This window comes from Actinopolymorpha singaporensis, from assembly GCF_900104745.1.
In the GTDB taxonomy this organism is placed as follows: Bacteria; Actinomycetota; Actinomycetes; order Propionibacteriales; family Actinopolymorphaceae; genus Actinopolymorpha; species Actinopolymorpha singaporensis.
The window spans coordinates 406,188-429,668 of record NZ_LT629732.1 but is presented as its reverse complement, the minus strand read 5'-3'; the positions used below and the strand labels follow the sequence as shown (position 1 = coordinate 429,668).

The 23,481-nt window shown below is 70.9% G+C and carries 20 protein-coding genes; 15 read left to right on the top strand and 5 right to left on the bottom strand.

Going from position 1 to position 23,481, the window contains the following annotated elements; genetic code table 11:
- Window positions 1-137 precede the first annotated feature (137 nt).
- From arfA to BLU27_RS01925, 3 genes are read left to right on the top strand one after another with little or no spacing between them, the layout of a single operon-like run.
- Window positions 138-1,637, top strand: a complete 1,500-nt coding sequence (arfA, locus tag BLU27_RS01935; RefSeq protein WP_092649992.1) for an arabinosylfuranosidase ArfA — start codon at window positions 138-140, stop codon at window positions 1,635-1,637.
- Window positions 1,638-1,642: 5 nt separating this feature from the next.
- Window positions 1,643-2,692, top strand: coding sequence for a zinc-dependent alcohol dehydrogenase (locus tag BLU27_RS01930; RefSeq protein ID WP_092649990.1), 1,050 nt, complete (start codon window positions 1,643-1,645; stop codon window positions 2,690-2,692).
- A gap of 58 nt (window positions 2,693-2,750) precedes the next feature.
- Window positions 2,751-3,290, top strand: coding sequence for an orotate phosphoribosyltransferase (locus BLU27_RS01925; RefSeq protein ID WP_338417590.1), 540 nt, complete (start codon window positions 2,751-2,753; stop codon window positions 3,288-3,290).
- Here BLU27_RS01925 and BLU27_RS01920 read toward each other — a convergent pair.
- Window positions 3,287-4,324: a LacI family DNA-binding transcriptional regulator gene (locus tag BLU27_RS01920; RefSeq protein ID WP_092649986.1), complete on the bottom strand. Its 1,038-nt coding sequence runs from the start codon at window positions 4,322-4,324 to the stop codon at window positions 3,287-3,289. The two genes, BLU27_RS01925 and BLU27_RS01920, sit on opposite strands and share 4 nt — an antisense overlap.
- A 279-nt stretch (window positions 4,325-4,603) precedes the next feature.
- Between BLU27_RS01920 and BLU27_RS01915 the strand changes: the two genes are divergently transcribed.
- Genes BLU27_RS01915 through BLU27_RS01900 form a run of 4 tightly spaced genes read left to right on the top strand, consistent with a single transcriptional unit; the run spans window position 4,604 to window position 9,837 of the window.
- Window positions 4,604-6,583 (top strand): glycoside hydrolase family 127 protein, encoded by a 1,980-nt coding sequence (locus BLU27_RS01915; protein WP_092649984.1) that lies wholly within the window; start codon window positions 4,604-4,606, stop codon window positions 6,581-6,583.
- The gene (locus tag BLU27_RS01910) at window positions 6,580-7,980 is read left to right on the top strand and encodes an ABC transporter substrate-binding protein (RefSeq protein WP_092649982.1); all 1,401 of its coding nucleotides are present in this window, start codon (window positions 6,580-6,582) and stop codon (window positions 7,978-7,980) included. Before BLU27_RS01915 ends, BLU27_RS01910 begins: the two co-directional genes overlap by 4 nt.
- Before the next feature lie 22 nt (window positions 7,981-8,002).
- Window positions 8,003-8,959, top strand: a complete 957-nt coding sequence (locus BLU27_RS01905; RefSeq protein WP_092649980.1) for a carbohydrate ABC transporter permease — start codon at window positions 8,003-8,005, stop codon at window positions 8,957-8,959.
- Window positions 8,956-9,837, top strand: coding sequence for a carbohydrate ABC transporter permease (locus BLU27_RS01900; protein ID WP_092649979.1), 882 nt, complete (start codon window positions 8,956-8,958; stop codon window positions 9,835-9,837). Before BLU27_RS01905 ends, BLU27_RS01900 begins: the two co-directional genes overlap by 4 nt.
- A 114-nt stretch (window positions 9,838-9,951) precedes the next feature.
- Here BLU27_RS01900 and BLU27_RS01895 read toward each other — a convergent pair whose 3' ends face one another.
- Complete coding sequence (locus BLU27_RS01895) at window positions 9,952-10,899, bottom strand: U32 family peptidase (protein WP_241827733.1); 948 nt, start codon at window positions 10,897-10,899, stop codon at window positions 9,952-9,954.
- A 151-nt stretch (window positions 10,900-11,050) separates the two neighbouring features.
- Here BLU27_RS01895 and BLU27_RS01890 point away from each other — a divergent pair, with 151 nt between their 5' ends.
- The 6 genes from BLU27_RS01890 (at window position 11,051) to BLU27_RS01865 (ending at window position 16,976) form a co-directional block, all read left to right on the top strand.
- Window positions 11,051-11,860 carry an IclR family transcriptional regulator gene (locus BLU27_RS01890; protein ID WP_092649977.1) on the top strand — a complete coding sequence of 270 codons (810 nt, stop codon included), beginning with the start codon at window positions 11,051-11,053 and terminating at the stop codon, window positions 11,858-11,860.
- 68 nt (window positions 11,861-11,928) lie between these two features.
- Window positions 11,929-12,891 (top strand): fumarylacetoacetate hydrolase family protein, encoded by a 963-nt coding sequence (locus BLU27_RS01885; RefSeq protein WP_092649975.1) that lies wholly within the window; start codon window positions 11,929-11,931, stop codon window positions 12,889-12,891.
- Window positions 12,888-14,381, top strand: a complete 1,494-nt coding sequence (locus tag BLU27_RS01880) for an aldehyde dehydrogenase (NADP(+)) (protein WP_092649973.1) — start codon at window positions 12,888-12,890, stop codon at window positions 14,379-14,381. The genes BLU27_RS01885 and BLU27_RS01880 overlap by 4 nt, the downstream gene beginning before the upstream one ends.
- The gene (locus tag BLU27_RS01875; RefSeq protein ID WP_241827732.1) at window positions 14,378-15,124 is read left to right on the top strand and encodes an SDR family oxidoreductase; all 747 of its coding nucleotides are present in this window, start codon (window positions 14,378-14,380) and stop codon (window positions 15,122-15,124) included. Before BLU27_RS01880 ends, BLU27_RS01875 begins: the two co-directional genes overlap by 4 nt.
- A gap of 39 nt (window positions 15,125-15,163) precedes the next feature.
- Window positions 15,164-16,174 (top strand): hydroxyacid dehydrogenase, encoded by a 1,011-nt coding sequence (locus BLU27_RS01870; RefSeq protein WP_092649971.1) that lies wholly within the window; start codon window positions 15,164-15,166, stop codon window positions 16,172-16,174.
- 46 nt (window positions 16,175-16,220) lie between these two features.
- Complete coding sequence (locus tag BLU27_RS01865) at window positions 16,221-16,976, top strand: SDR family NAD(P)-dependent oxidoreductase (RefSeq protein WP_092649969.1); 756 nt, start codon at window positions 16,221-16,223, stop codon at window positions 16,974-16,976.
- A gap of 84 nt (window positions 16,977-17,060) precedes the next feature.
- Here BLU27_RS01865 and BLU27_RS01860 read toward each other — a convergent pair whose 3' ends face one another.
- On the bottom strand, window positions 17,061-17,867 hold the full coding sequence (locus BLU27_RS01860; RefSeq protein ID WP_092649967.1) for a FadR/GntR family transcriptional regulator: 807 nt from the start codon (window positions 17,865-17,867) through the stop codon (window positions 17,061-17,063).
- Window positions 17,868-17,978: 111 nt separating this feature from the next.
- Window positions 17,979-19,418 carry an Nramp family divalent metal transporter gene (locus BLU27_RS01855; protein WP_092649965.1) on the bottom strand — a complete coding sequence of 480 codons (1,440 nt, stop codon included), beginning with the start codon at window positions 19,416-19,418 and terminating at the stop codon, window positions 17,979-17,981.
- Window positions 19,419-19,888: 470 nt separating this feature from the next.
- Between BLU27_RS01855 and BLU27_RS01850 the strand changes: the two genes are divergently transcribed.
- Entirely contained in the window at window positions 19,889-20,548 is a 660-nt protein-coding gene (locus BLU27_RS01850; protein ID WP_092649963.1) for a bifunctional 4-hydroxy-2-oxoglutarate aldolase/2-dehydro-3-deoxy-phosphogluconate aldolase, read from the top strand.
- Window positions 20,545-21,501, top strand: coding sequence for a sugar kinase (locus BLU27_RS01845; protein ID WP_092649961.1), 957 nt, complete (start codon window positions 20,545-20,547; stop codon window positions 21,499-21,501). Before BLU27_RS01850 ends, BLU27_RS01845 begins: the two co-directional genes overlap by 4 nt.
- Window positions 21,502-21,565: 64 nt before the next feature.
- On the opposite strand, the gene BLU27_RS01840 is transcribed toward BLU27_RS01845, so the two are convergent.
- Window positions 21,566-23,392, bottom strand: a complete 1,827-nt coding sequence (locus BLU27_RS01840; RefSeq protein WP_092649959.1) for a SpoIIE family protein phosphatase — start codon at window positions 23,390-23,392, stop codon at window positions 21,566-21,568.
- Window positions 23,393-23,481: the final 89 nt, after the last annotated feature.

The window sequence follows — 23,481 nt, the reverse complement described above, 5'->3', positions numbered from 1 at the left end:
CAAAGGCTACGATCACGCTTCGACGACGTCAACGGATCGGTCTGTCCGGTTTCCCGGGAGTTTCGCTGCTCGCCGCCGAACCCGTCCGTCGTGAGCCAGGTAGCCCTCGGGACCTCAGCGGAAGGAAGCCGACGCCCGTGAAGAAGGCCAGCCTCACTCTTGACCCCGCGTTCCGGATCGGAGCCGTCGACCCACGTGTGCGTGGCTCGTTCGTCGAGCATCTGGGCCGATGCGTCTACGGCGGCATCTACGAGCCGGACCACCCCGGCGCCGACGAGGACGGTTTCCGCACCGACGTGCTCGACCTGACCCGCGAGCTCGGTGTCACCACCGTCCGCTACCCCGGCGGCAACTTCGTCTCCGGCTACCAGTGGGAGGACGCCATCGGCCCGCGCGCCGAGCGCCCGCGCCGGCTGGACCTGGCCTGGAAGACGCTGGAGACCAACGAGGTCGGCGTCGACGAGTTCGCCGCCTGGTGCCGCAAGGCCGGCGTCGAGCCGATGATGGCGGTCAACCTCGGCACGCGCGGGGTGCAGGAGGCGGCGGCGCTGGTGGAGTACTGCAACCACCCCGCCGGCACCTACTGGTCGGACCTGCGGGTGAAGTACGGCGCGAAGGACCCGCACGACATCAAGATCTGGTGCCTCGGCAACGAGATGGACGGCCCGTGGCAGATCGCCCACAAGACCGCCCGCGACTACGGCATCCTCGCCAACCAGACCGCGAAGGCGATGCGGCTGGTCGACCCCGGCCTCGAGCTCGTCGCCTGCGGCAGTTCCAGCCGCAGGATGCCGACCTTCGGCTCGTGGGAGGCCGAGGTCCTCGAGCACACCTACGACGTCGTGGACTACGTGTCGCTGCACTCCTACTACCGTCCGAACAACGGTGACTTCGCCAGCTTCCTGGCCTCCGGCGTCGACATGGACGCGATGATCGAGTCGGTGATCGCCACGTGTGACTACGTGAAGGCGAAGACCCGCAGCAAGAAGTCGATCAACCTCTCCTACGACGAGTGGAACGTGTGGTACCACGTGCCCGGCGACGAGCGGGAGTGGGTGACCGGCCCGGCGCTGTTCGAGGACCAGTACTCCCTGGCCGACGCGGTCGTGGTGGGCTCGCTGCTCAACAGCCTGCTGCGGCGTGCGGACCGGGTGACAATGGCCTGTTTCGCCCAGCTGGTCAACGTGATCGCGCCGATGACGACGGTGCCGGGCGGCCCGGCGTACCGCCAGTCGACGTTCCACCCGATGCGGCTCGCCTTCCAGTACGGCACCGGATCGACGCTGCGGGTGGAGCCGACCGGACCCTTGGTGGACACACCGGACTTCGGCCCGGTGGCCCAGCTGGACTGCACCGCCACCCTGGACGAGGAGAACGGCGCCGCCGCGGTGTTCGCCGTCAACCGGTCCCTGACGGAGCCGTTGCTGGTCGAGGTCGACGTCCGCGCACTCAGGGGCGCTCGTGCCGTCGAGCACGTGGCCCTGTCCGGTGAGGACCGGGACGCGGCCAACACCGCCGAGCAGCCCGACCGGGTCGCGCCGAAGGTCCAGGACGCCCCGGTGGTCGAGGACGGGACGCTGCGCTTCGAGCTGGCGCCGATGTCGTACAACGTCGTCCGCCTGGCAACCGCGCGTTGACACCCATGAACTCCACGACAGTCAAGGGAACGTCTCCGGAGACCAACCCGTCGGTGGTCGTGCGCGGGCCGGACGACTTCGGTGTCGAGGAGCGGCCGCTGGCGCCGCCCGGCCCGGGCGAGGTCCTCGTCCGGGTCGGCGCGGCCGGCATCTGTGGCAGCGACGTCGAGCTGTTCGCCGGCACGCGACCGGCGGCGTACGTCAGCTATCCCGTGGTGCCCGGGCACGAGTGGGCCGGCACCGTCGCCGCCCTGGGCGAGGGCGTGGACTGGCTGGACGTCGACGACCCGGTGGTGGCGCAGGGCTTCCGCAACTGCGGGCGCTGCCCGCGCTGCCGGGAGGGTGCCACCAACCTGTGCGAGGCGGGGTACGCCGAGACCGGCTTCACCCACCCGGGCGCGTTCAGTTCCTATGTCGCCGTACCGGCCCGGCTTGTGCACCGGCTGAACGCCGGCGCCGACCTGGAGGCCGCGGCGCTGCTGGAGCCGTCCGCGTGCGTTCTCGAGGGGGTGCTCGCGGCGGCGCCCGCCGTCGGGGCACGCGTCGCGGTCGTCGGCACCGGAACGCTCAGCCTGGTCGCCTGCCAGGTGCTCAGGGCGTACAGCCCGAGCGAGCTGGTGCTGATCGGCGACAGCCCGAGCGGCCGCGAGCTCGGCACCGCCTGGGGCGCCACCCAGTGCGTCAGCAACGCCGAGGCGGTCGAGCCCGGCTGGACCTGTGACGCCGACGTGGTGATCGAGGCGGGCAGCCGGCAGACGTCGGCCAAGGCCGCCCTGAACGCCGCCCGCCGGGGCGCGACCGTCGTCCTGGAAGGGATTCCGGGTGGTCCGGCCGACGGCGACCTGACCGACATCGTGCTCAAACACCTGCGGGTGCAGGGCGTCTTCGGTGCCTCCGCGTCAGCGTGGGGGCACGTGGTCGGGATGTTCAACGCCGGGTTGCTCGACCTGCGTCCGCTGATCAGCCACCGGTACGCAGTGGCCGACGTGGGCTCGGCGCTGTCGACCCTGCGGGAGCGCCCCGCCGACCTGCGCAAGGTGCTGTTGCGGCCCTGATCGCAGCGGGTGGCCGCGGGGCGCCGACCGCCCATGAACAACTGTCATGCTTGGGACCGTGACCACCGCGCAGCTTGCCCACCGGATCGCTGACAGGTGCCGGTTGACGGGACGGTTCGTCCTGCGCTCCGGCCGGGAGACCACGGAGTACTTCGACAAGTACCAGTTCGAGGCCGACCCGGCCCTGCTGGACCAGGTGGGTGCCGCGCTGGCGCCCCTCGTACCCGCGGGCACCGAGGTCCTCGCGGGGCTGGAGATGGGCGGCATCGCCGTCGTCGCCGCGCTCGGCCGGCACACCGGGCTTCCGTGCGCGTTCGTTCGTAAGAAGGCCAAGGAGTACGGCACGGCCCGGCTGGCCGAGGGCGCGGACGTCGAGGGGCGCAGGGTGCTCGTCGTCGAGGACGTGGTGACCAGCGGCGGGCAGGTCGTGCTGTCCACGCGCGACCTCCGGGCGCTCGGCGCGAACGTCGAGCACGCCCTGTGCGTGATCGACCGGGAGGAGGGCGGCGAGGAGGCGCTTGCCGACGTCGACCTCGCCTTGCACGCGTTGTTCCGCCGCCGGGATCTCGAGGCCCGGCCGGGTCAGGAGCTGACCTAGGCGTCGCGGCGAGGACCGGTCGACTCCCGGACGACGAGCCGGCAGGGAATGGTCTGCACCCCGCCGGTCACCGGCCTGCCGCCGATCGCGGCGAGCAGGTGTTCGGCGGCGATCCGGCCGACCTCGCCGAGGCTCATGTCCACCGTCGTCAGCGGCGGCCTGGATCCCAGGGCCATCGCCTCCCAGTTGTCGAACCCGATCAGCGCGATGTCGTCCGGGACCCGCCTGCCCCGCTCGCGCAGCGTCTCGGCCACGCCCCGGGCGATCTGGTCGTTGCCGCAGAAGATCGCGTCCACGTCGGGTTCTACCCGCAGCAGGATGTCGGCGCCCTGGCGTCCCCACTCCTCGGTCCACTCGCCGTACAGCGGTTCGCCTCCGACGAGCGGCAGACCCGCGTCGGCGAGCGCGCGGTGCACACCGGCGGCCCGCTGGCGGGCGGCGAGAAACCGGCTCGGCCCGGCGATGTGCGCGATCCGGCTCCGGCCGGTGGCGAGCAGGTGGCCGACGGCCAGTGCGCCGCCGCCCTCGTCGTCCGGGATCACCGACAGGTCGCCCGGGTCGGTGGACTGGGTCATCGCGTACACCACGGGCACCGGCAGGTCGGCGCCGATGGACGGCCGCGGCTCGGTGCGCCGCCCGGTGACCAGGAGCCCGTCCACCCGCCGGGCGAGCAGCGTCTGGACATGGTGGCGTTCGCGGATCGGGTCGTCACGGGTGTCGCACATGAACACCGAGATCTGACCCGCGCCGAGCGCGTCCTCCGCGCCGAGCATCACCGGGATGCTGAACCTGCCGAAGCTGTCGGAGGTGACCAGGCCCACGGTGAACGTGCGTCCGCTGAGCAGCCCGCGGGCCAGGGCGTTGGGCCGGAACCCCAGCTGCCTGGCCGCCTCGACCACGCGGTCCCGGGTCTCCTGCCGCAGCTTCCCGCGGCCGTTCAGTGCCTTTGACGCGGTGCCGACCGAGACGCCGGCCAGGCTCGCCACGTCGCGGATGGTGACGGCACGGACCTCCGGGGAGGACGGGTGCGGCAACGTGGTTTCCTCCGGTCCGGCCGGCGTCGGGACGTGCGCAGTGTACGGGCTGCCCGGGAAAGATTACGTGGGAAACAAGACTGAACCCGGCAACGGGTCTTGACCCTGCTCGATGATCAGTCCTACCTTGTGGCGCCATAAGGAAAACCTATTCCTTACGGTTCTCCGCTCCGCTTCGAAGCGACCTCACTCCGCATCACCTCGCTCCGCATCACCTCGTTCCGCCCGCGCTCCGGCCCGCGCCGCGGCGCCGGCCGGGCGTACCCACGAAGGAGGCCCATGAGCACCACGGCGAACCGACCAGTCGACGCAGCGGCGGGCGGCCCGGTCGAGCCGACGCCGAACGGCCGGGCAGTGCACCGCCCGCTGCGGCTGCGTGACGTCCGCATCGACGGCGGCCCGCTCGGCCGGTGGCAGGAGACCAACCGCGCGGTCAGCATTCCGCTGGGCATCAAGCAGCTGGAGGAGGCCGGCAACCTGCACAACCTCCGGCTGGCCGCCGGTGAGGTGTCCGGAGAGTTCCGCGGCCCGAGGTTCATGGACTCCGACCTCTACAAGCAGCTGGAGGCGGTCGCCTGGGAGGCCGGCCGGGAGGACGCCGGCGAGCTGCACGACTTCCTCCGCCGGGCCGCGGAACTGCTCACCAGGGCCCAGCGCGAGGACGGTTACCTCAACTCCTACTACCAGGTGGTCAAGCCCGAGCGTCAGTACGCCGAACTCGAGCACAGTCACGAGATGTACTGCGCGGGCCACCTCGTCCAGGCCGCGGTGGCCGCTGCCCGGGTGGGTGGCGAGCCCGAGCTTCTCGCGGTGGCACGTCGCTTCGCCGACCATCTCGTCGAGGTGTTCCTGCACGGCGGCAACCCCGGCATCGACGGCCACCCGGAGATCGAGACAGCGCTGGTGGAGCTGTACCGCCTCACCGGCGAGCAGTCCTATCTGGACCTCTCGCTGCACCTCGTGGACGAGCGCGGCAAGGGCCACATCGCCGGCAGCGGCATGGGCCAGCGCTACTTCCAGGACCACCTTCCGGTCCGCGAGGCCGACACCGAGGTGGGCCACGCCGTCCGCGCGCTCTACCTCGAAGCCGGCATCGTGGATCTGTACCTCGAGACCGGCGACGAGTCGCTGCTCGCCTCCTCCGTACGCCGGTGGGAGGACATGGTGGCGACCAAGACCCAGCTCACCGGCGGGGTCGGCTCGCGGCACTCCCACGAGGCGTTCGGGGACCGCTACGAGTTGCCACCGGACCGGTCGTACAACGAGACCTGTGCCGCGATCGCGAGCGTGCACTGGAACTGGCGGCTGCTGCTGGCGACGGGGGAGGGCCGGTACGCCGACCTCCTCGAACGCACGCTGTACAACGCGTTCGCGGCGTCGACGTCGACGGACGGCACGAGATTCTTCTACGTGAACCCCCTGCAGCGCAGGTACGACCACACCGAGGGCGACGACCCGGGGCGCCGGCACGAGTGGTTCAGCTGTGCCTGCTGCCCGCCGAACATCATGCGGCTGGTGTCCTCGCTCAGCCACTACGTCGCCACGACGAACGACGACGGGCTGAGCGTCCACCAGTACGTCCCGGGCACGATCCGGGCGGACCTGCCCGTGGGCGAGGTGGCTCTGTCGGTGCGGACCGAGTACCCCTGGGAGGGAGAGGTCGCGTTCACCGTCGACGCCGCGCCCGAGGGTGAGTGGTCGCTCGCGCTGCGGGTGCCGGCGTGGAGCCCGTCCGTGGGGATCAGTGTGAACTGCGAGCCTGCCGACGCGACCCCGGACGAGCGCGGCTACGTCGTCGTACGCCGGGCCTGGACGCCGGGTGACACGGTGACGATCACGCTGGACCTCACGCCCCGCCTGGTCTTTCCGCACCAGCGGATCGACGCGGTACGCGGGTGCGTCGCGGTCGAGCGCGGCCCGCTCGTCTACTGCTTCGAACAGGCCGACCAGTCCGGGGGCGTCGACGTGGAGGACCTCACGCTCGCATCCGACGCGGGCATCCGGGTCGTACCGCAGGCCGACCTTGCCGGCATCGGCCGCACGGTCCTCCTCGCCATGGACGCGACCGCGCAGTCCCAGCCCAGGAACGGCTTTCCGTACTCGTCACAGCCGACTGCCGAGGCGGTGACCAGCCGCGCGGTGACCGCGACCGCGGTGCCCTACTTCCAGTGGGACAACCGCGACGGCGGCGCGATGCGGGTCTGGCTGCCGGTCACCCAGCCCGCCACCCAGCACGTCACCTCAGGAGAAGCATCATGAACACCCGACCCATCGTGCCCGGACGCCCGCGCTGGAGCCGGCGGGACCTGCTGCGCGCGGGCGGCCTGGCGGCCGGTGCCGCGGCGCTCCCGGCGCTGGCCGGCTGCGGAGGCGACAGCGGCGGAGGCGGCGGCGACAAGGCGCAACTGCAGTTCATGTACTGGGGTTCGTCGTTCGAGCAGAAGGCGATCAACGCCATGCTCAAGCAGTTCGAGGACAAGTACGACGGGGTGTCGGTCAAGCCCGTCTACACCCCGAACGAGTACGACACCAAGGTCAACACGCTGGTGGCCAGCAAGCGCGCTCCCGACGTGGCGTACATGGGCGGCTCGATGGGCTACCGCCTGGCCGAGCAGGGCAAGCTGGTCAACCTCGCGAAGTACTTCAAGAAGTACCCCGCGCTCGCGGACCGGCTGCCCGGCACCTACTTCTGGTACGGCAAGGACAAGACGTTCGGCACCCAGACTGCCAACGAGGTCATGCTGCTCTGGTACAACCGGGCGGTCATGAAGGACGCGGGGGTCGAGCCGCCGCCCGCCGAGGCCGGCAAGGCCTGGTCGTGGGACGAGTTCGTCCAGGCCGCCTACAAGCTCACCCGCGACCAGAACGGCAAGCGCCCCGACGAGTCCGGCTTCGACCCCAAGCGGATCCGGCAGTTCGGCGCCTCGGTGAGCGTGCAGTCCAGCACCACATGGGAGTCCTTCCTCCGCAGCAACGGCGCGGCGTTCGTGGACGAGTCCGGCCGCAAGTGCCTGCTGGACCAGCCGAAGGCGGTGGAGGTGTTCCAGAACCTCCAGGACCTGATGTACAAACACCACGTCGCGCCCACTCCCGTGCAGCTCGGCAACAACGCGCCGGCCACCAACGTGCAGTTGCAGACCAAGCGGATCGCGATGGCGGTGGACGGCCAGTGGGTGCTGCTGGACATGGCCCAGAGCAAGGTCGACTTCGGCATCGGGGTGCTGCCGAGGTACGGCGAGCCGGCCACCACCCAGCTCGGTGGCGCGTCGGTGGTGTTCTCCGGCTCGAAGTACCCCGAGGAGGCCGTGGAGCTGTTCATGTTCCACAACGACCCGAGGTACGTCGACCTGTTCAAGAACGGCCTGTGGATGCCGTTGGAGAAGAAGTACTACACCGACCCGCGGGCGATCGACTCCTGGATCAAGAACGACTCGCACCCACCGGAGTACCGCACCGCGGTCGTCGACTACACGCTGAACCACGCGCAGACGGCGTTCGGCCAGCGGCTGAAGAACATGGACAACATCAGCGAGGTGCTGACACCGGCGTTGCAGCGGATCGAGACCGGGAAGCAGCCTGCCAAGGAAGTGTTGACGGCGCTCGTTCCCAAGATCGACAGGTTGTTGCAGGGCTGGTACCCGAGCCAGACGCCGTGACCGGCGGCAGAAAGGCGTTCGCATGACCGTAGCTCCCACCGTACCGGCGTCCCGGCCCGGTCAGGTGCGCTCACGTGGGCCGGCCCGCCTTTCGGGGCAGGGCCGGCTGGAGCGTCGCTGGGGTGTCCTGATGGCGCTGCCGGCGATTCTCGGCTTCGCGATCTTCACCATCGGGCCGATGATCGCGTCGTTCTTCTTCAGCCTGACCGACTGGACGATCGGTGGCAGTCCGTCGTTCGTCGGGCTGGACAACTACCGCACGCTCGGTGGCGACGAGCTGTTCTGGAAGTCCCTGAGCGTCACCACGTACTACACCCTGGGAGCGGTACCACTCGCGCTGGTGATCGGGTTCGTGGTCGCGCTGCTGCTCAACCAGAAGGTGCGCGGGCTCGCCCTGTGGCGCACGATCTACTACCTGCCCACCCTGGTTCCTGCCGTGGCCAGCGCGGTGTTGTGGATCTGGATCTTCAACCCCGACTTCGGGCTGCTCAACTCCCTGCTGCGCGAGGGCGGGCTGCCCACGTCACAGTGGATCTACAGCGAGCGCGCCGCTGTGCCGTCGCTGGTCATCATGAGCACCTGGGGATTCGGCAACGCGATGGTGATCTTCCTCGCCGGGCTGCAGGGGGTGCCGCGGCATCTGTACGAGGCGGTGTCCATCGACGGGGGCGGGGTGTGGCAGCGGTTCCGGCACGTGACACTGCCGATGATGACGCCGACCATCTTCTACAACCTGGTCACCGGTGTGATCGGCACCTTCCAGGTGTTCAACCAGGCATACGTCATGACGCAGGGCGGGCCGAACAACGCGACGCTGTTCTACATCTACTACCTGTGGCGGACCGCCTTCACCGAGAGCCAGATGGGGTACGCGAGCGCACTCGCCTGGGTGCTCTTCATGGTGATCATGGTGATCACGTTCTTCCTGTTCCGGAACGCCCGCCGGTGGGTCTACTACGAGATGGCAGGTGCGCGATGAGCGGGTTGGCCGGGACGGCCGGAGTGAGCGGCGCGCGTGCGAGGCGGTTGCGGCCCGGTCGGCTGGTGCTCTACGTCGTCCTGGTGCTCGGTGCGGTACCGACGATGCTGCCGTTCGTGTGGCTGGTCCGCAGCGCGTTGATGGGGGACGACCAGATCTTCATCGCGCCGCCGGAGTGGATCCCGAGGCCGTTCGAGTGGGCCAACTTCAGCGGAGCCCTGACCGCGCAGCCGTTCCTGAGGTACTTCCTCAACACGATGCTGATCGAGTTGTTCGCCGTCACGGGAACGGTGCTCACGTGCTCCGTCGCGGCGTTCAGCTTCGCCCGGCTGCGCTGGCGGGGGCGCAACGTGGTGTTCGCCCTGCTGCTCAGCAGTGTGATGCTGCCGTACGCGGTGACGCTCATCCCGACGTTCGTGATGTGGCGCTCGCTGGGTGCACTGGACACCTTCCTGCCGCTGACGGTGCCCGCGTGGTTCGCCGGTGCCGGGGGCGGGGTGTTCAACGTCTTCCTGCTGCGGCAGTTCTTCCTGACCATCCCGTTCGAACTCGACGAGGCGGCCTACATCGACGGCGCGTCACCGTGGAAGGTGTTCGCGATGATCATCATGCCGCTGTCCAAGCCGGCGCTGGTGGTGGTGACGATCTTCACCTTCATCGGTGTCTGGAACGACTTCCTGGGGCCGTTGCTCTATCTCAGCGACGAGAGCAAGTACACCCTGGCACTGGGACTTGCGTCGTTCCAGAGCGTCTACACCGCGCAGTGGGGCTACCTCATGGCCGCCTCGGCGGCGGTGATCGCGCCGATCATCGCGTTGTTCTTCGTACTCCAGCGCTACTTCATCGAGGGTGTCACGCTGACGGGCATCAAGAGCTGACCGGCCGGTCCGTCCTCGCTGTCGGCCGGCTCGCACGTCCTCGGCGAGCACCGCCACGGTGACCCGGCCTGGCGCCGCGTCGGCTGCGGCCGGACCCGGGCCGGCAAGCTCCGATCAGGCGGTCGTGGACTTGACCGGGACCGCGAGGCCCGCGGCGTTGCGCTCCGAGGTGGCCTCCGCCGCGCCGTGGCGGGCCAGGAGGTCCATCCCGAGCCGGGCACGCCGCACGCGTTCACGGGTCAGCGCGACCGTGGTGGCCTCGAGGTGGGTGCCGGCGGGGTAGACGTCCGGGGCGTTGCGCAAGCCGAACTTGACATACACCGGTGCGGCCACCTCGATCAGGCGAGGGAGTTCGTGGTGCCGGACGTAGCCGCCGAGGTTGTCCGGTGCCTCGACGTACACGTCCAGCGGCACGTCCACCACGGCACGGATCGCGGCGATCTGCGCCAGGCTCAGGTCCGTTGCCAGGTTGAGCGTGTCCGCGCCGAGATCCTCGAGGACGCGCGCGGTGGCGGCGTTGGTGACCGGCAGCATCACCGACACCTTGGCCTGCATGTCTGCGGGCAGGTGACCGGCCGCTCGCAGCTTCCCGAACGCCGCCAGGACGCCGAGGTCGGAGATCAGCACGCTGCGGATGCCGTGGTCGGCCGCCCGGAGGACGTCCTCCAGCACCGCCGACACCTGGTCCTGTCCGTGCGCGGTGGCCGCGAACCCGCCACCGGCCTGCGCACGCGCGGTGGCCGAGGTGCCCCAGCCGGCGCACGGGCGGGCGAACAGGCTCACCTCCACGCCGGCCGTACGGGCCTGCTCGGCCATCTCGTCCAGTTCGGCGTCGGTGAGCAGGAACACCCCGCTGCCCTGGGAGATCCGGCGTACCGGCACCTCCAGGCGTTCGGCCTCCTCCAGTGCCGCCGCCAGGCAGCGCGGGCCCTCGGTGCTCGGGATCTCCACCCGGTAGCGGACGCCGTCGGGGAACCGCTTGGCCGAAGCGGGCAGGTCGTTGAGGTCGCCCCGGGGGAGGTCGAGGATGTCCAACAGGTGCGACGCTGGTGTCCCGGCCACGAGGTCCCCCTAGAGAAAGTTGTCCGGTATCTCGAACGACATCCGTATACTCGGACATCGTTGCGATCTGGTCACGGTGCCGTCAAGTTGCGTTCGGATGGACGAACACCGGCGCGCGATGGCCGAACCCGCTTGTGGAGGTGCGGAAGGCATGGGCCGAGCAGTGCCCGCGGTTCTCCGCGCGCTGGACATCCTCGAGTTGTTCGGGACGACCGAGGAGCTTTCGATCCCGGAGATCCACAGCCGGCTCGGTCTTCCTCGTACGACCGTGCACGAGCTCGTCGGCACTCTGGTCGAGCGTTCCTACCTCGCCCCGGTGCCCGGCCAGCCACACCGCTTCCGGCTCGGGGTGGGAGTGTTCCACCTCGGTTCCGCCTACGCCGAACGCCTCGATCTTGCAAGGGAGGGCCAGGCCGCCGCGGAGGAGGTCGCGGCCGCCTGCGACGAGACCGTGCACGTGGCGGTGCTGGAGGGCCGGGACGTCGTCTACGTCGCGAAGGTGGACAGCACGCACCCGGTCCGGATGGTGTCCGCGGTCGGCCGCCGGCTGCCCGCGCACTGCACGGCGGTCGGGCTGATGCTGCTGGCTCGGCTGGAGCAGCGCAGCCTGGACACGCTGTTCCCGCCCGGGCGGCGCCTGCCCGGGCTGACCAGCCGGAGTCTCACCACCTCGCGGCAGTTGCGCGACCGCCTCGGCGCGGTACGCACCGACGGCCTGGCACAGGAGTACTGCGAGTCGAACGAGGCGGTCGCCTGCGTGGCCGCCCCGGTCTCCGACCACACCGGAGCCACCGTCGCGGCGATGAGCATCTCCGTCCCGACCGTCCGCTGGTCACCCGAACGCGCCGCCGAGTTGGCAGGTCTGGTCCGGGAGGGGGCGAGCGCGTTGTCCGTCCGGCTGGGGCACGTCCCCGACGCACACCTCGTCACGGTGGCGGACCGGGGTGAGACGTTCCGGTGATTCTTTGCAAGACTGGCGCAGGCTGCCACACATCAGATGACTGTCAGTTGACTGGCTGAGGAGGTCCCGTGGAGATCGTCCGATACGCCGATCGCAGCGACCGTGCGGTCCGGGTAGGAGTCCGACGTGCCGGCCGGGTGAGTCCGCTGGCCGGAGTGGGCAGCGTCAGCGAGCTGCTCCGGCTGCCCCTCGCGGAGCTGCGCGGCCTGCTGGAAGGCGCCGGAGCCGGTGCGGTCGGCAGCGACGGCAGCGTCGGCACGGACGGCAGGAGCGGCTCGGACGGCCTGGACGAGTCCCAGGTGCTGCTGCTCCCGCCGGTCGACGGGCTGACCGAGGTGTGGGCCTCCGGCGTGACGTACGAACGCTCGATGGCCGCCCGGGTCGAGGAGAGCAGCCAGAAGGACGCCTACCAGAAGGTGTACGAGGCGGAGCGGCCCGAGCTCTTCTTCAAGGCGCCGGCCTGGCGGGTCGTCACCGACGGCGAGCCGGTCGCGATCCGCATCGACTCCGGGCTGGACGTGCCCGAGCCCGAGCTCGGTGTCGTCGCGAATGCCTACGGCGAGATCGTCGGGTACGTCGCCTGCAACGACATGAGTTCGCGGGCCATCGAGGGCGAGAACCCGCTCTATCTGCCGCAGGCCAAGGTCTACGCCGGCAGTTGCGCGATCTCGACCGGCATCCGCCCGGCCTGGGAGATCTCCGACGCCACCTCACTCGACATCAGCCTCGCCGTGGTCCGGGACGGCCAGACCGCCTGGAAGGGCGAGACGTCGACGGCGCGGATGCACCGCGACCTGCCGACGCTGGTCGACTACCTGTTCCGCGGTGACGCCCACCCGGCCGGCGCGTTCCTCGCCACCGGCACCGGGATCATCCCCGAGATGTCGTTCACCCTCGCCGCCGGCGACCGCGTGGAGATCGAGGTCGCCGAGGTCGGCGTACTGTCCAATCCGGTGGTGGTCGGCAAGGAGCCGCTGGCGTGGCTCGTCGACGCCCTGTCCGATCCGTTCGCCCGGGAGGTAGCCCGATGACCGCACCCACGACCGCTCCGAGCCCCACGACATCTGCGGAACTGGAGTCGATCCTCGCGGCCGCCACCGCCGCCGCGGGTCCACTCGGTGCGCTGCGCCCGGCCGAACGCGCCCGGCTGCTGCGGGCCGTGGCCGACGCGCTCGACGCCGCCGCGGACGAGCTCGTGCCTTTGGCGATGGAGGAGTCGCACCTGGCCGAGGCCCGTCTGAAGGGCGAGCTGACCCGGACGACGTTCCAGTTGCGGCTGTTCGGCGAGGTGCTGGAGGAAGGCTCCTACCTCGAGGCGACCATCGACCGGACCGACCCCGACTGGGGCATGGGGCCGCGTCCGGACCTGCGCCGGATGCTGGTTCCGCTCGGGCCGGTTCTGGTGTACGCCGCCAGCAACTTCCCGTTCGCGTTCAGCGTGGCCGGCGGCGACACGGCCTCCGGGCTCGCGGCCGGTAACCCGATCATCGTCAAGGCCCACTCCGGTCACCCGCGGCTGTCCCAGCGGACCGGCGAGATCGTCCGCGGCGCGCTGGCCGAGGCGGGTGCGCCGGACGGCACGTTCGACGTGATCTTCAGTTTCGAACGCGGCGTCGAGGCGCTGAAGGACCCGCGGATCAAGGCGGGCTCGTTCACCGGCTCGATCCCCGGCGGTCGGGCGTTGTTCGACATCGCCTCCCAGCGTCCGGACCCGATCCCGTTCTACGGCGAGCTGGGCAGCCTCAACCCGGTCTTCGTCACCCCCGGCGCGGTCAAGGCGCGAGGGGACGAGATCGCCTCCGGCTTCGTCGGCTCGGCGACGCTCGGGGCCGGTCAGTTCTGCACCAAGCCGGGCCTGCTGTTCGTCCCCGCCGGGCACGGACTGGACCAGGCGATCGTCGCGGCGGCCGGTGACGTGGCCCCGGCCTCGCTGCTCAACAAGCGCATCGCCGAGGGCTACGCCGAGGGCCTTTCGAAGCTGGTCGGCACAGCCGGCGTGACCTCGCTCGTCGAGGCGTCCGGAATGGACGGCCTGGTGGCCGGGCCGACGCTGGTCAAGACCACCGTTCCGGTGCTGCTGGACAATGCCGACACGCTGCTGGAGGAGTGCTTCGGGCCCTTCTCGCTGGTGGTGGAGTACGACGGCGAGGACGAGCTGCGCCGGGCCGCGGAGGCCTTCGGCGGCAACCTCACCGCGACCATCCACGGCGAGGAGTCCGACACCGGTGAGCTCGGCTGGCTGATGGACCTGCTGCGCGACCGGGCCGGCCGGATCCTGTGGGGCGGCTGGCCGACCGGTGTCTCGGTGACGTACGCCATGCAGCACGGCGGACCCTGGCCCGCCACCACGGCGTCCCTGCACACGTCGGTGGGCACCACCGCGATCCGCAGGTTCCTGCGGCCGGTGAGTTACCAGACGATGCCGGAGGAACTCCTGCCCGAGGCGCTGCGCGACCGCAACGTGCTGGGCATTCCGCGCCGTGTCAACGGCGCCTTGACGAAGGACGACGTGCCGGCGTGACCGGCGACGGGTTGACCGGCGAAGGCCTGTCCGGCAGGCGGGTGCTGGTGGCGGGCGCCAGCAGTGGGATGGGCCGCGCCACCGCACTCGCTGCCGCCCGGGCGGGTGCTCGCCTGGTGTTGTTCGCCCGGCGGGCCGACGTGCTCACCAAGCTGGCAGAGGAAATCGGCGCGGCCGGGGGAGAGGCGCTGGTCGTGGCCGGTGACGCCACCGACGCCGACGCGGTGAGCCGCGCCGTCGACGTGGCGGTGCGCGAGTACGGCGGCCTCGACGTACTCGTCAACAGCGTCGGGACCAACGTGCGCGAACGGTCCCTGACCGAACTGAGCCCGGCCGGGTGGCGGGAGCTGCTGGCGACCAACCTGGACGCGGCGTACGTCCTCACCCAGGCGGTGCTGCCGACCTTCCGCGCACAGGGCGACGGCCTGCTCGTGCACATCTCCTCCTCGGCGGCGAAGCGCCCGGACGCGTCCGGTGTCGGATACCAGGCGAGCAAGGCCGGTGTCGCCGCACTCGCGCACGCCACGATGGAGGAGGAGCGGGCGAACGGCATTCGGGTCAGCGTGCTGTTCCCGGGGTTCACCGACACCCCGTTGGTCGAACGCCGGCCGGTGGCGCCTACTCCGGAACAGCTGGCCGCCGCGCTGCGCCCGAACGACGTCGCCCGCATGTGTCTCGCGGTGATGGCGTTGCCGAGCAGGGCTTACGTACCGGAGTTGTTGCTCTACCCCAGCCAGCCCTGAGGAGTGCCCGGGAGGCACGAGGTGAGGGAGGTAGTGCGAATGTCGACCGACGCACATGCGGTGGTGGCGGTCCTGCTGACCGAGCAGACCCGCGCGACGGTGCTGACCCCCGCGGCAGAACGCCTGCTCGCCGGTGCGGCGCGGGTGCGATGGGCCGAAGGGCCGCCCGGTGACTGGGACCTGCCCGGGCTGCTGGACGGCGCGGTCGCCTGCCTGACCGGATGGGGTACGCCACCGATCACCGAACAGGTGCTGGCGAACTCCCCGGACCTGCGGCTGGTCGCGCACACCGCGGGCAGCATCCGGGCACTGGTCCCGCAGGACGCGGTCGGCGCGAGGTTGACCGTGTGCCAGTCGGCCGGGCTGATCGCCGACTCGGTGGCCGAACTCGTGATCTCGCAGATCCTGTCGGCGTTGCGGGACCTGCCGGCCCTCGACGCCGGCCTGCGGGCCGGGCAGGAGTGGAGTGCGCTGCGGGAGCGGTACCCCGGCCGGTTGCTCGGTGCGCGGACCGTCGGTGTGGTGGGCGCCAGCCGGACCGGCCGGGCGGTGATCGGCCTGCTGCGGGCGTTCCGTGCGCGGGTGCTCGTCGCCGACCCGTTGCTCACCGCGGCGGAGGCGGACGAACTTGGAGTGACACCGGTGGAGCTGGACGACCTGTTGCGCGGCAGCGACGTGGTGACGTTGCACGCGCCGCTGCTGCCGCAGACCCAGGGGCTGCTCGGCGCCCGGGAGCTCTCGCTGCTGGCCGACGGGGCGCTGCTCGTCAACGCTGCGCGGGGCGGCCTGGTCGACGGGGACGCCCTGGTCGCGGAGCTTCGATCGGGCCGGATCCGGGCCGCGCTGGACGTGTTCCCGACGGAGCCGCTGGCACCGGACAGCCCGTGGCGGCAGCTGCCGAACGCGATCCTGTCCCCGCACACCGCCGGCCACACCGTCGACTCCCACGCCCGGCAGGGGCAGGCGATGGTGGAGGACGTCGTTCGGTTCCTGCGCGACGAACCCCTGCGGTACGCCGTCGCGGCCGACTCGGTGGGCGTGCTCGCCTGACCACCCGGTACTCGTCCTTGCCGAACCCCCGAAGAGGAGACCTCAGATGAAGCTCGACCTGTCCGGCCGATCGGCACTCGTCACCGGTGGCGCCACCGGCATCGGGCGCGGTGTCGCGCTCGCCCTGGCGGAGGCCGGCGCCGACGTCGCGGTGACCTACCGCAGCCACGACGGCGCGGCCGTGGCGAAGGAGATCGCCGCGCTGGGCCGCCGGTCCGCGGCGTACGAACTCGACGCGTCCGACAGCGGACAGGTGGACGCGGTGGTGGACGCCACGGCCGGTGAGTTCGGCGGGAAGCTGGACATCCTGGTCAACAACGCCGGCGGGATGATCGGCCGGCAGCCGGTCGCGGACATGTCCGACGAGCACTGGCACACGGTGATCGACGTCAACCTGTTCAGCGCGTTCGCCTGCAGCCGGGCGGCGTTGCGGCACCTGCCCGACGGTGGCCGGATCGTCAACATCTCCTCCCTGGCCGGGCGTAACGGCGGCGGTCCGGGCGCGGCCGCCTACGGTGCCGCCAAGGCAGGCATGCACGGCCTCACCCGCGGGCTGGCCAAGGAGGTCGGGCCGCGGGGCATCACCGTCAACGCGGTGGCACCGGGCCTGATCCTGGACACGCCGTTCCACGAGGCGTTCACCCCACCGGACCAGCAGCAGGCGACGATCGACGCCACCCCGCTACGCCGTGCGGGCTTCCCCGACGACGTGGCCGGCGCGGTGCTCTACCTCGTCTCCGACCTCGGCGCGTTCTGCACCGGGTCGGTCATCGACCTCAACGGCGGAACGTACTTCAGCTGAGGCAGTACGACGTTGCAGAAGAGACGCCGGCTCGTCCCGGGGTAAACCGCGGGACGGGCCGGCGTCGCTGCGCACGAGTCGATGTCATTGCGCACGCGCCGACGGCGCCCGGATGAACGCCGCCTGCCGCCTCGAGACCTCCTCCAGCAGACCCTCCAGCGAGGCGGCCGGGCCGAGCATCCGCTGCAGCTCCCGCTGGGCCACCTGGTCGACACCGCGGTCGAGGTCGGGGCCGTACAGATCCTTCGCCGCCTCCAGGTGCACCCGCATCGCCTCGGCGGCCGCAGCCGCGTCGTGGTCGCGGATCGCCTCCCAGATCGGCTCGTGCTGTGGCGTCCCGGCCTGGCGCACCTGCCGGTCGGACAGGCTGCGCAGCATCAGTTCGAAGGTCAGCGTGGTGATCGACGCGTACATCGACTCCAGCACGGTGTTGTGACTCGCGTGCACGACCAGCGCATGGAAGGCCAGGTCGAGCCGGGCCTGTTCGAGGACGTACGTCGTGATCTTGAGGTCGTCCAGGCACCGGCGCATCGCCGCCACCTCGGCCTCGGTCGCGTCGGTGGCGGCCAGCGCGGCGGCACGGGTCTCCAGCATCGAGCGGGCCTCGGTGAGTTCGCGCACGGTGGTGTTGCGCCGGCGGTACGACGTGTCCAGCGAGCGTGCGCCGTCGCTGGCCTGCGCCTCACGGACGTAGGTGCCCCGCGACGGCAGGATCTCCACGAACCCGCGTTCGGCGAGCCCGCGCAGCACCTCCCGCACGATCGGCCGGGACAGGCCGAACCTTCGGGCGAGTTCGCGTTCGGGTGGCAACTTGGTGCCGGATGCGATCCGCCCGGCGAGAATCTCGTCGAGCAGATGTGCGGACAGGCTGTCACGAGTATGCGGGCTCACCGGGTCCCCCTTTGACCAACGAGCCGGACCGTCTGACGGGGTCTGTCGTTCCTTCAGTTGTCGCGTGGCTGTGCAGCAGTGGTTGCGTCAGTGCGTCAGCCGAACAGTGCGTCAGTCGAACAGCTTCTGTGCCTGCTGGACGATCGTGATCAGGCCGAGCGTGCCGTAGAACGCGACAGCCAGAGCAATGATGATCGTACGAAACCTTCGGATCGAGATGGAAACCGGTAGCGATCTTTTGTTCATCACGATGAGCAGCACGCCGTAGACGGCCATCATCACCCCGCTCACACAGGAGGAGATGACCAGCAGGACAAGGGGTTGGTTCAGGCCCGCCAGCAGAACCACGCAGCCGAACGCGACCAGCCCCCACACCAGCCAGAAGTAGACGCGGCTCTCGGAGACGCCGCGACGGCGGAGGTAGACCGTCGCCAGCAGGTCCGCGGCCAGCCGGCTGGTGTAGTCGATGATGCCCATCGCCGCCGCGAACAACGAGTAGGCGCCGATGACCCAGAAGAAGTAGCCGAACCACGGGCCGATCCGGTCCTGCAGTGCGGCGCCCTCGACCTGCAGGAAACCGATGTCCTGGCTGAGTCCCGACCGGCCGAACACCGTCGAGAACGCCAGCATCGACATGAAGCCGATGGTGAAGCAGGTGATGAGGACGAACGTCGCCGCCTGCTCGATGTTGGCGAACCGCCACCATCCCCGCCAGCGGATGAGGTTGGACTCGTTCGGCTCGAACGTGAACGCCGACGGTGCACCGGTGTCCTTGCCGGTGACCGTACTCACCAGCTGGGGAACGTAGGCGCCCATCCCGAACCGCTTGTCCCGGATCCAGTTGCTCTGGCAGAGGTTCTGGCCGCCGCCGGCGCCGGCGTAGGCGATCGCACCGAGCATCAGCGCGAAGTCGAGATCGGGGAACCGCCCGAGGTGGGTCACCGCCGAGCCGAGTCCGCGCCAGGTGTCCGCGGTGAACGCGAAGATGATGGCGCCGACGATCAGGACGGTGATCGCCGCCAGCTTCACCAGGATGACGCGTTCGAGCGCGGTGTAGACCACCGGGGCGAGCGTGAGCACGGCGCCGCACACGACCAGGATGCCGATCGCGATCGCGGTGACGTTGCCACCCACGATGTAAGTCACCATGGTGGCCGAACTCGTCGCCCAGCCCGGCCAGAGGTTGGCGAAGTAGGTCATCACCGCGAAGACCAGGCCCCAGTGTTTCCACATCCGGCTGAAGCCGGTCAGCGCTGTCTCCCCGGTGGCCAGGGTGTAGCGCTCGATCTCCATGTTGAGGAACCACTGGGTGATGACACCGAGCACGGCTCCCCACAGGAAGACCAGCCCGACCTGGGAGGAGATGTAGGGCCACAGGATGAACTCGCCGGAGGCCAGGCCCACCCCGGCACCGACGAGCCCAGGGCCGATGATGCGCCAGGTCTGGGTGGGCGGTGCGGGGAGGTCGCGCACCTGTGCGCCGGGAAGGTGCTTGGTGGACAGCGCGGACGCGGGGTCGGGCTCACCACCGGTCGAACGTTCCACGGTCATGCGCCGTCCTTTCCGACAAATGTGTGAGATCTGTACGAGATCTGGACGAAACGCTGCTGGATCAGTGAACCCCCGGCACGCCGCGTGGTCAAGCCGGTCGGCTCGGTGACTTCCGGTCGGATGCCAACGGTGCTTCGCCTCTCGGGAGCCGGGCGGTGGCCGAATTCGGCCGCCGGTGCGCCGGCGGGGGACATGACCGGTCCCGGCTCCGCACGCCGTCCCGTGCTGTCAAGGCGCCGTTGACAGCAAGGCGTGGTTGCCTGCGGGCGAGTGCACGGTCTGCGTCGGTCAACGGCCCAGGGCCTGGTCCGGGGTGACCGTCGTGGGCTGGGAAGGGTGCGGTGAGAGCGCGGCCGGACCCGGGCAGGATCGGCCGTCCGCCCCACTGCCCGGTGACCGCCCCTCAGGGCACGCCCTAAACTGCGAGGGCCGTGGACGAGCGTCCGACCATCCCACGAGGAGGCACCCGCGTGAGCTTGCAGCAGGCGATGGAGATCTGCCCGGCGGTGGCGATCCTTCGGTCGGCGTCGGCCGCGCGCTACACCGACGTCACCGACGTCCTGGTGGACGCGGGTATCCGGGCGGTGGAGTTCACGTTCACCGCACCTGACGTCGCGGATGCCATCCGCTCCTATGCCGCCCGGAAGCCCACCGAAGTCGCACTCGGCGCCGGCACGGTCCTCACCCCGGAGCAGGCCCGCGAGGCGGTCGACGCGGGCGCCACGTACCTCATCTCGCCGGCGGTCTGCCTCGACGTCATCGAGGAGGCAAACCGCCTCGGCGTACCCGTCCTGCCCGGCGCGGCCACCCCGACCGAGATCCTCACCGCGTGGCGGGCGGGTGCTGCGATGGTGAAGGTGTTCCCGGCGTCGGCGCTGGGCGGACCGGCCTACCTCAAGGCGATCCGCGGCCCCTTGCCCGACATCCCGCTGGTGCCCACCGGTGGCGTGGACGTCGACAACGCGGGCGCCTACCTGCGCGCCGGTGCGGTCGCGGTGGGTGTGGGCAGTCCGCTGGTGGCCGACGCCTGCGAACCCGGCGGAGACCTCGATGCCCTGGCTCAGCGGGCCCGCACGCTGGTGGCCGGCGTGGGCGGCACCCGCAAGGCGAGCCCGGCGGGTCGCGCATGACGAGCAGCCGGGTCGACGTGGTGACCCTCGGCGAGACGATGGCCCTGGTCGCGGCCACCACCACCGGTTCGTTCGCGGTCGGCGCACCGGCCCGGATCTCCTTCGGCGGCGCGGAGACCAACGTCGCCATCGGGCTGAGCCGGCTGGGGCACAGTGCGACCTGGATCGGCCGGCTGGGCGCCGACCCGCTCGGCCACCTCGTCAAGGACGCCTTGCGCGGCGAGGGCGTCGACGTCTCGCACGTCCGGACCGACTCCGAGGTGCCCACCGGGCTGATGCTGCGCGAGCACCGCACCGCCGACCGGGTACGCGTGAGCTACTACCGGCGCGGGCTGGCGGGTTCCCGGCTGACCCCGGACGACGTCGACACCGACCTGGTGGCCGCGGCCCGCACGCTGCACGTCTCCGGCATCACCCCGGCGCTGTCGGAGTCCGCCCGTGCGGCCGTGCACACCGCGGTCGACGCGGCCCGGGCGGCGGGCGTACCCGTGTCGTTCGACTTCAACTACCGCGCCGCGCTGTGGTCTGTGACCGAGGCGGGTGCGGCGTTCCGCGATCTCGTGGCCGCAGCCGACATCGTCTTCGCCGGTGACGAGGAGGCGGCCATGGTGGTGCCGGCCGGCTCGGTCGAGGAGGTGGCCAAGGAACTGGCCGCGCTCGGGCCGGCGCAGGTGGTGCTCAAGCGCGGTGCGGCCGGTGCGTACGCCGTCGTCGACGGAGAGAGCTTCACCGAGCCCGCGCTCGCGGTCAGCCTGATCGACCCGGTCGGTGCCGGCGACGCGTTCGTCGCGGGCTACCTTTCCGCGACGCTGGACGGGCTCGACCCCGCGCAGCGGCTGCGCCGGGGCAACGTGTGCGGGGCGTTCGCGGTGTCGGTCGCCGGTGACTGGGAGGGCCTGCCGCGCCGGTCCGAACTCGCCACCATGGACGCCACCGAGAACGTCGCCCGCTGACCGCGCCGCGCTGACCGCGCCGCGCTGACCGTCTTGCGCTGAAGGGCCCCGCCGGCTCGTTTCCTCAGGTCCGCGGCAGCGAGCGGGCCAGCAACAACGCCACGTCGTCGTCGTACCCGCCCGGCGGCCGCAACGCGTCGATCACCTGGTCGCACAGCCCTTCCAGGCTGCCCGACGCCCTGGCCAGCGCGTCCACCAGCGCGTCGATGCCGGCGTCGACGTCGCGCCGGCGGTTCTCGACCAGCCCGTCGGTGTAGAACGCGACCGTCGTCTCCTCCGGCAGGGCGACGACGTGCTCGGGCGCGGTCCGCATCGGTGCCGCCGACGAGGCACCCACACCCAGGGGCAGCCCGGCCTCGTGGTCCAGCCGCCGCGCCTTGCCGTTCCCGTCGACGGTGAGCAGGGGGAGATGCCCGGCCGAGGCGTACGTCAGCGTCCCGCGCGCGGCGTCGAACACGGCGTACGCGCAGGTGACGATCTCGGTGTCGCCCAGATCGGCGACCACGCCGTCGAGCAGGCCGAGGATCTCCTTGGGACGCAGGTCCTGCCGGGCGTAGGCGCGCACCGCCGTGCGTACCTGCCCCATGAACGTCGCCGCCCGCAGTCCGCGTCCCATCACGTCGCCGATGACCAGCGCGGTCCGGCCGGGGCCGACCGGGATCACGTCGTACCAGTCGCCGCCGACCTCGGCCTCCTCCGCTCCCGGGAAGTAACGGGTGGCCACCTCGAGTTCACCGGGCGGGTGGGTCCACGTGGGCAGCAGGCTGCGTTGAAGGGTGAGGGCGGTACGCCGCTGCCGGCGTTCGCTGTCGGCGAGGTTGCGGGCCAACCGGCGCTCGGCGTCGAACAGCCGGGCGTTCTCGATGCTCTGCGCCGCCCGGGTGGCGACCTGCTCGAGGACGGCGAGGTCCTCACCGGGTGCGAGATCGCGACCGTACGCGTGACCGGGCCCGAGCAGGGTGAGGACGCCGATCACCCGGCCGCGCGTGACCAGTGGCATGGCGATCAGGCCGGAACCCCGGGTCGCCTCGCGTAGCACCGCGTGCGCCTGCGGCTCGGCGTACATCTGGCCGAGGGTGTCCGGGTCGGTGGCGGTGAGAACGGCCGGGCGGCCGGTGAACACCGCGCGCAGCGCCGGGTGGCCGTCGCGCTGGGTTCCGCCGAGGCGGCGGATCTGCTCCACCAGCGACTGGCGGGCGGGGTCGGCCTCGCGGACGTAGACGCGGTCCAGCCGGCGGCCGTCCCACAGGTCGATGATGCACAGGGTCCCGAAGCGCGGGACCACCAGGTCGCCGACCGCCTCCATCGTCATCCCCACGTCCAGGGAGGAGGCGAGCCGGCTGCTGGCGTGGACGACGTAGGCGAGCCGGTCGCGGACGTGTTCGAGCTCGGCGCGCGCGGTCCGCTCGGCGCGGAGCAGCGCGGCTCGTTCGGCGCGCAGCAGCGCGGCCCGGTCGTCGCCGGCGTCCGTACCGGGCGGGCCGTTCGTGCCTTCGGCGCCGGACCGGCCGAGTTCGGCGAAGACCGCGAGCACCTCCCCGACACCGCCGCCGTCGCCGTAGCCGGTCAGAGCGCGCGCCCGGACCGCGCACACCACCGCGTGCCCGTCCCGATGCCGCAGCGGGACGGCTCCCTCCCAGGTGCCGTTCGCCGCGAGCTTGCCCAGCAGGTCCCGGGCGGTGGCGTGGGAGTTCGGCGCGACCATCGCGGTCAGCACTTCCTGGCCAAGCGCCTCCTCCGCCGGCCAGCCGAGGACTGACTCGGCGGCGGCGTTCCAGAGCGCGATCCGGCCGCGCTCGTCGACCAGCACGATCGCGTTGGCGCTGAGCTCCAGGACGGCGTCGATCAGCTCCCGTTCGAGCGGACTGGTCACGCCAGGTGCCTCTTCCATTGCGGAGCATCATGCCGGTTCGCGGCCCTGTGCGTAGTGTTCATGCCGAATCACGCAAGGTCAGTCTGGCGGGGTAGCCGGGACTACGG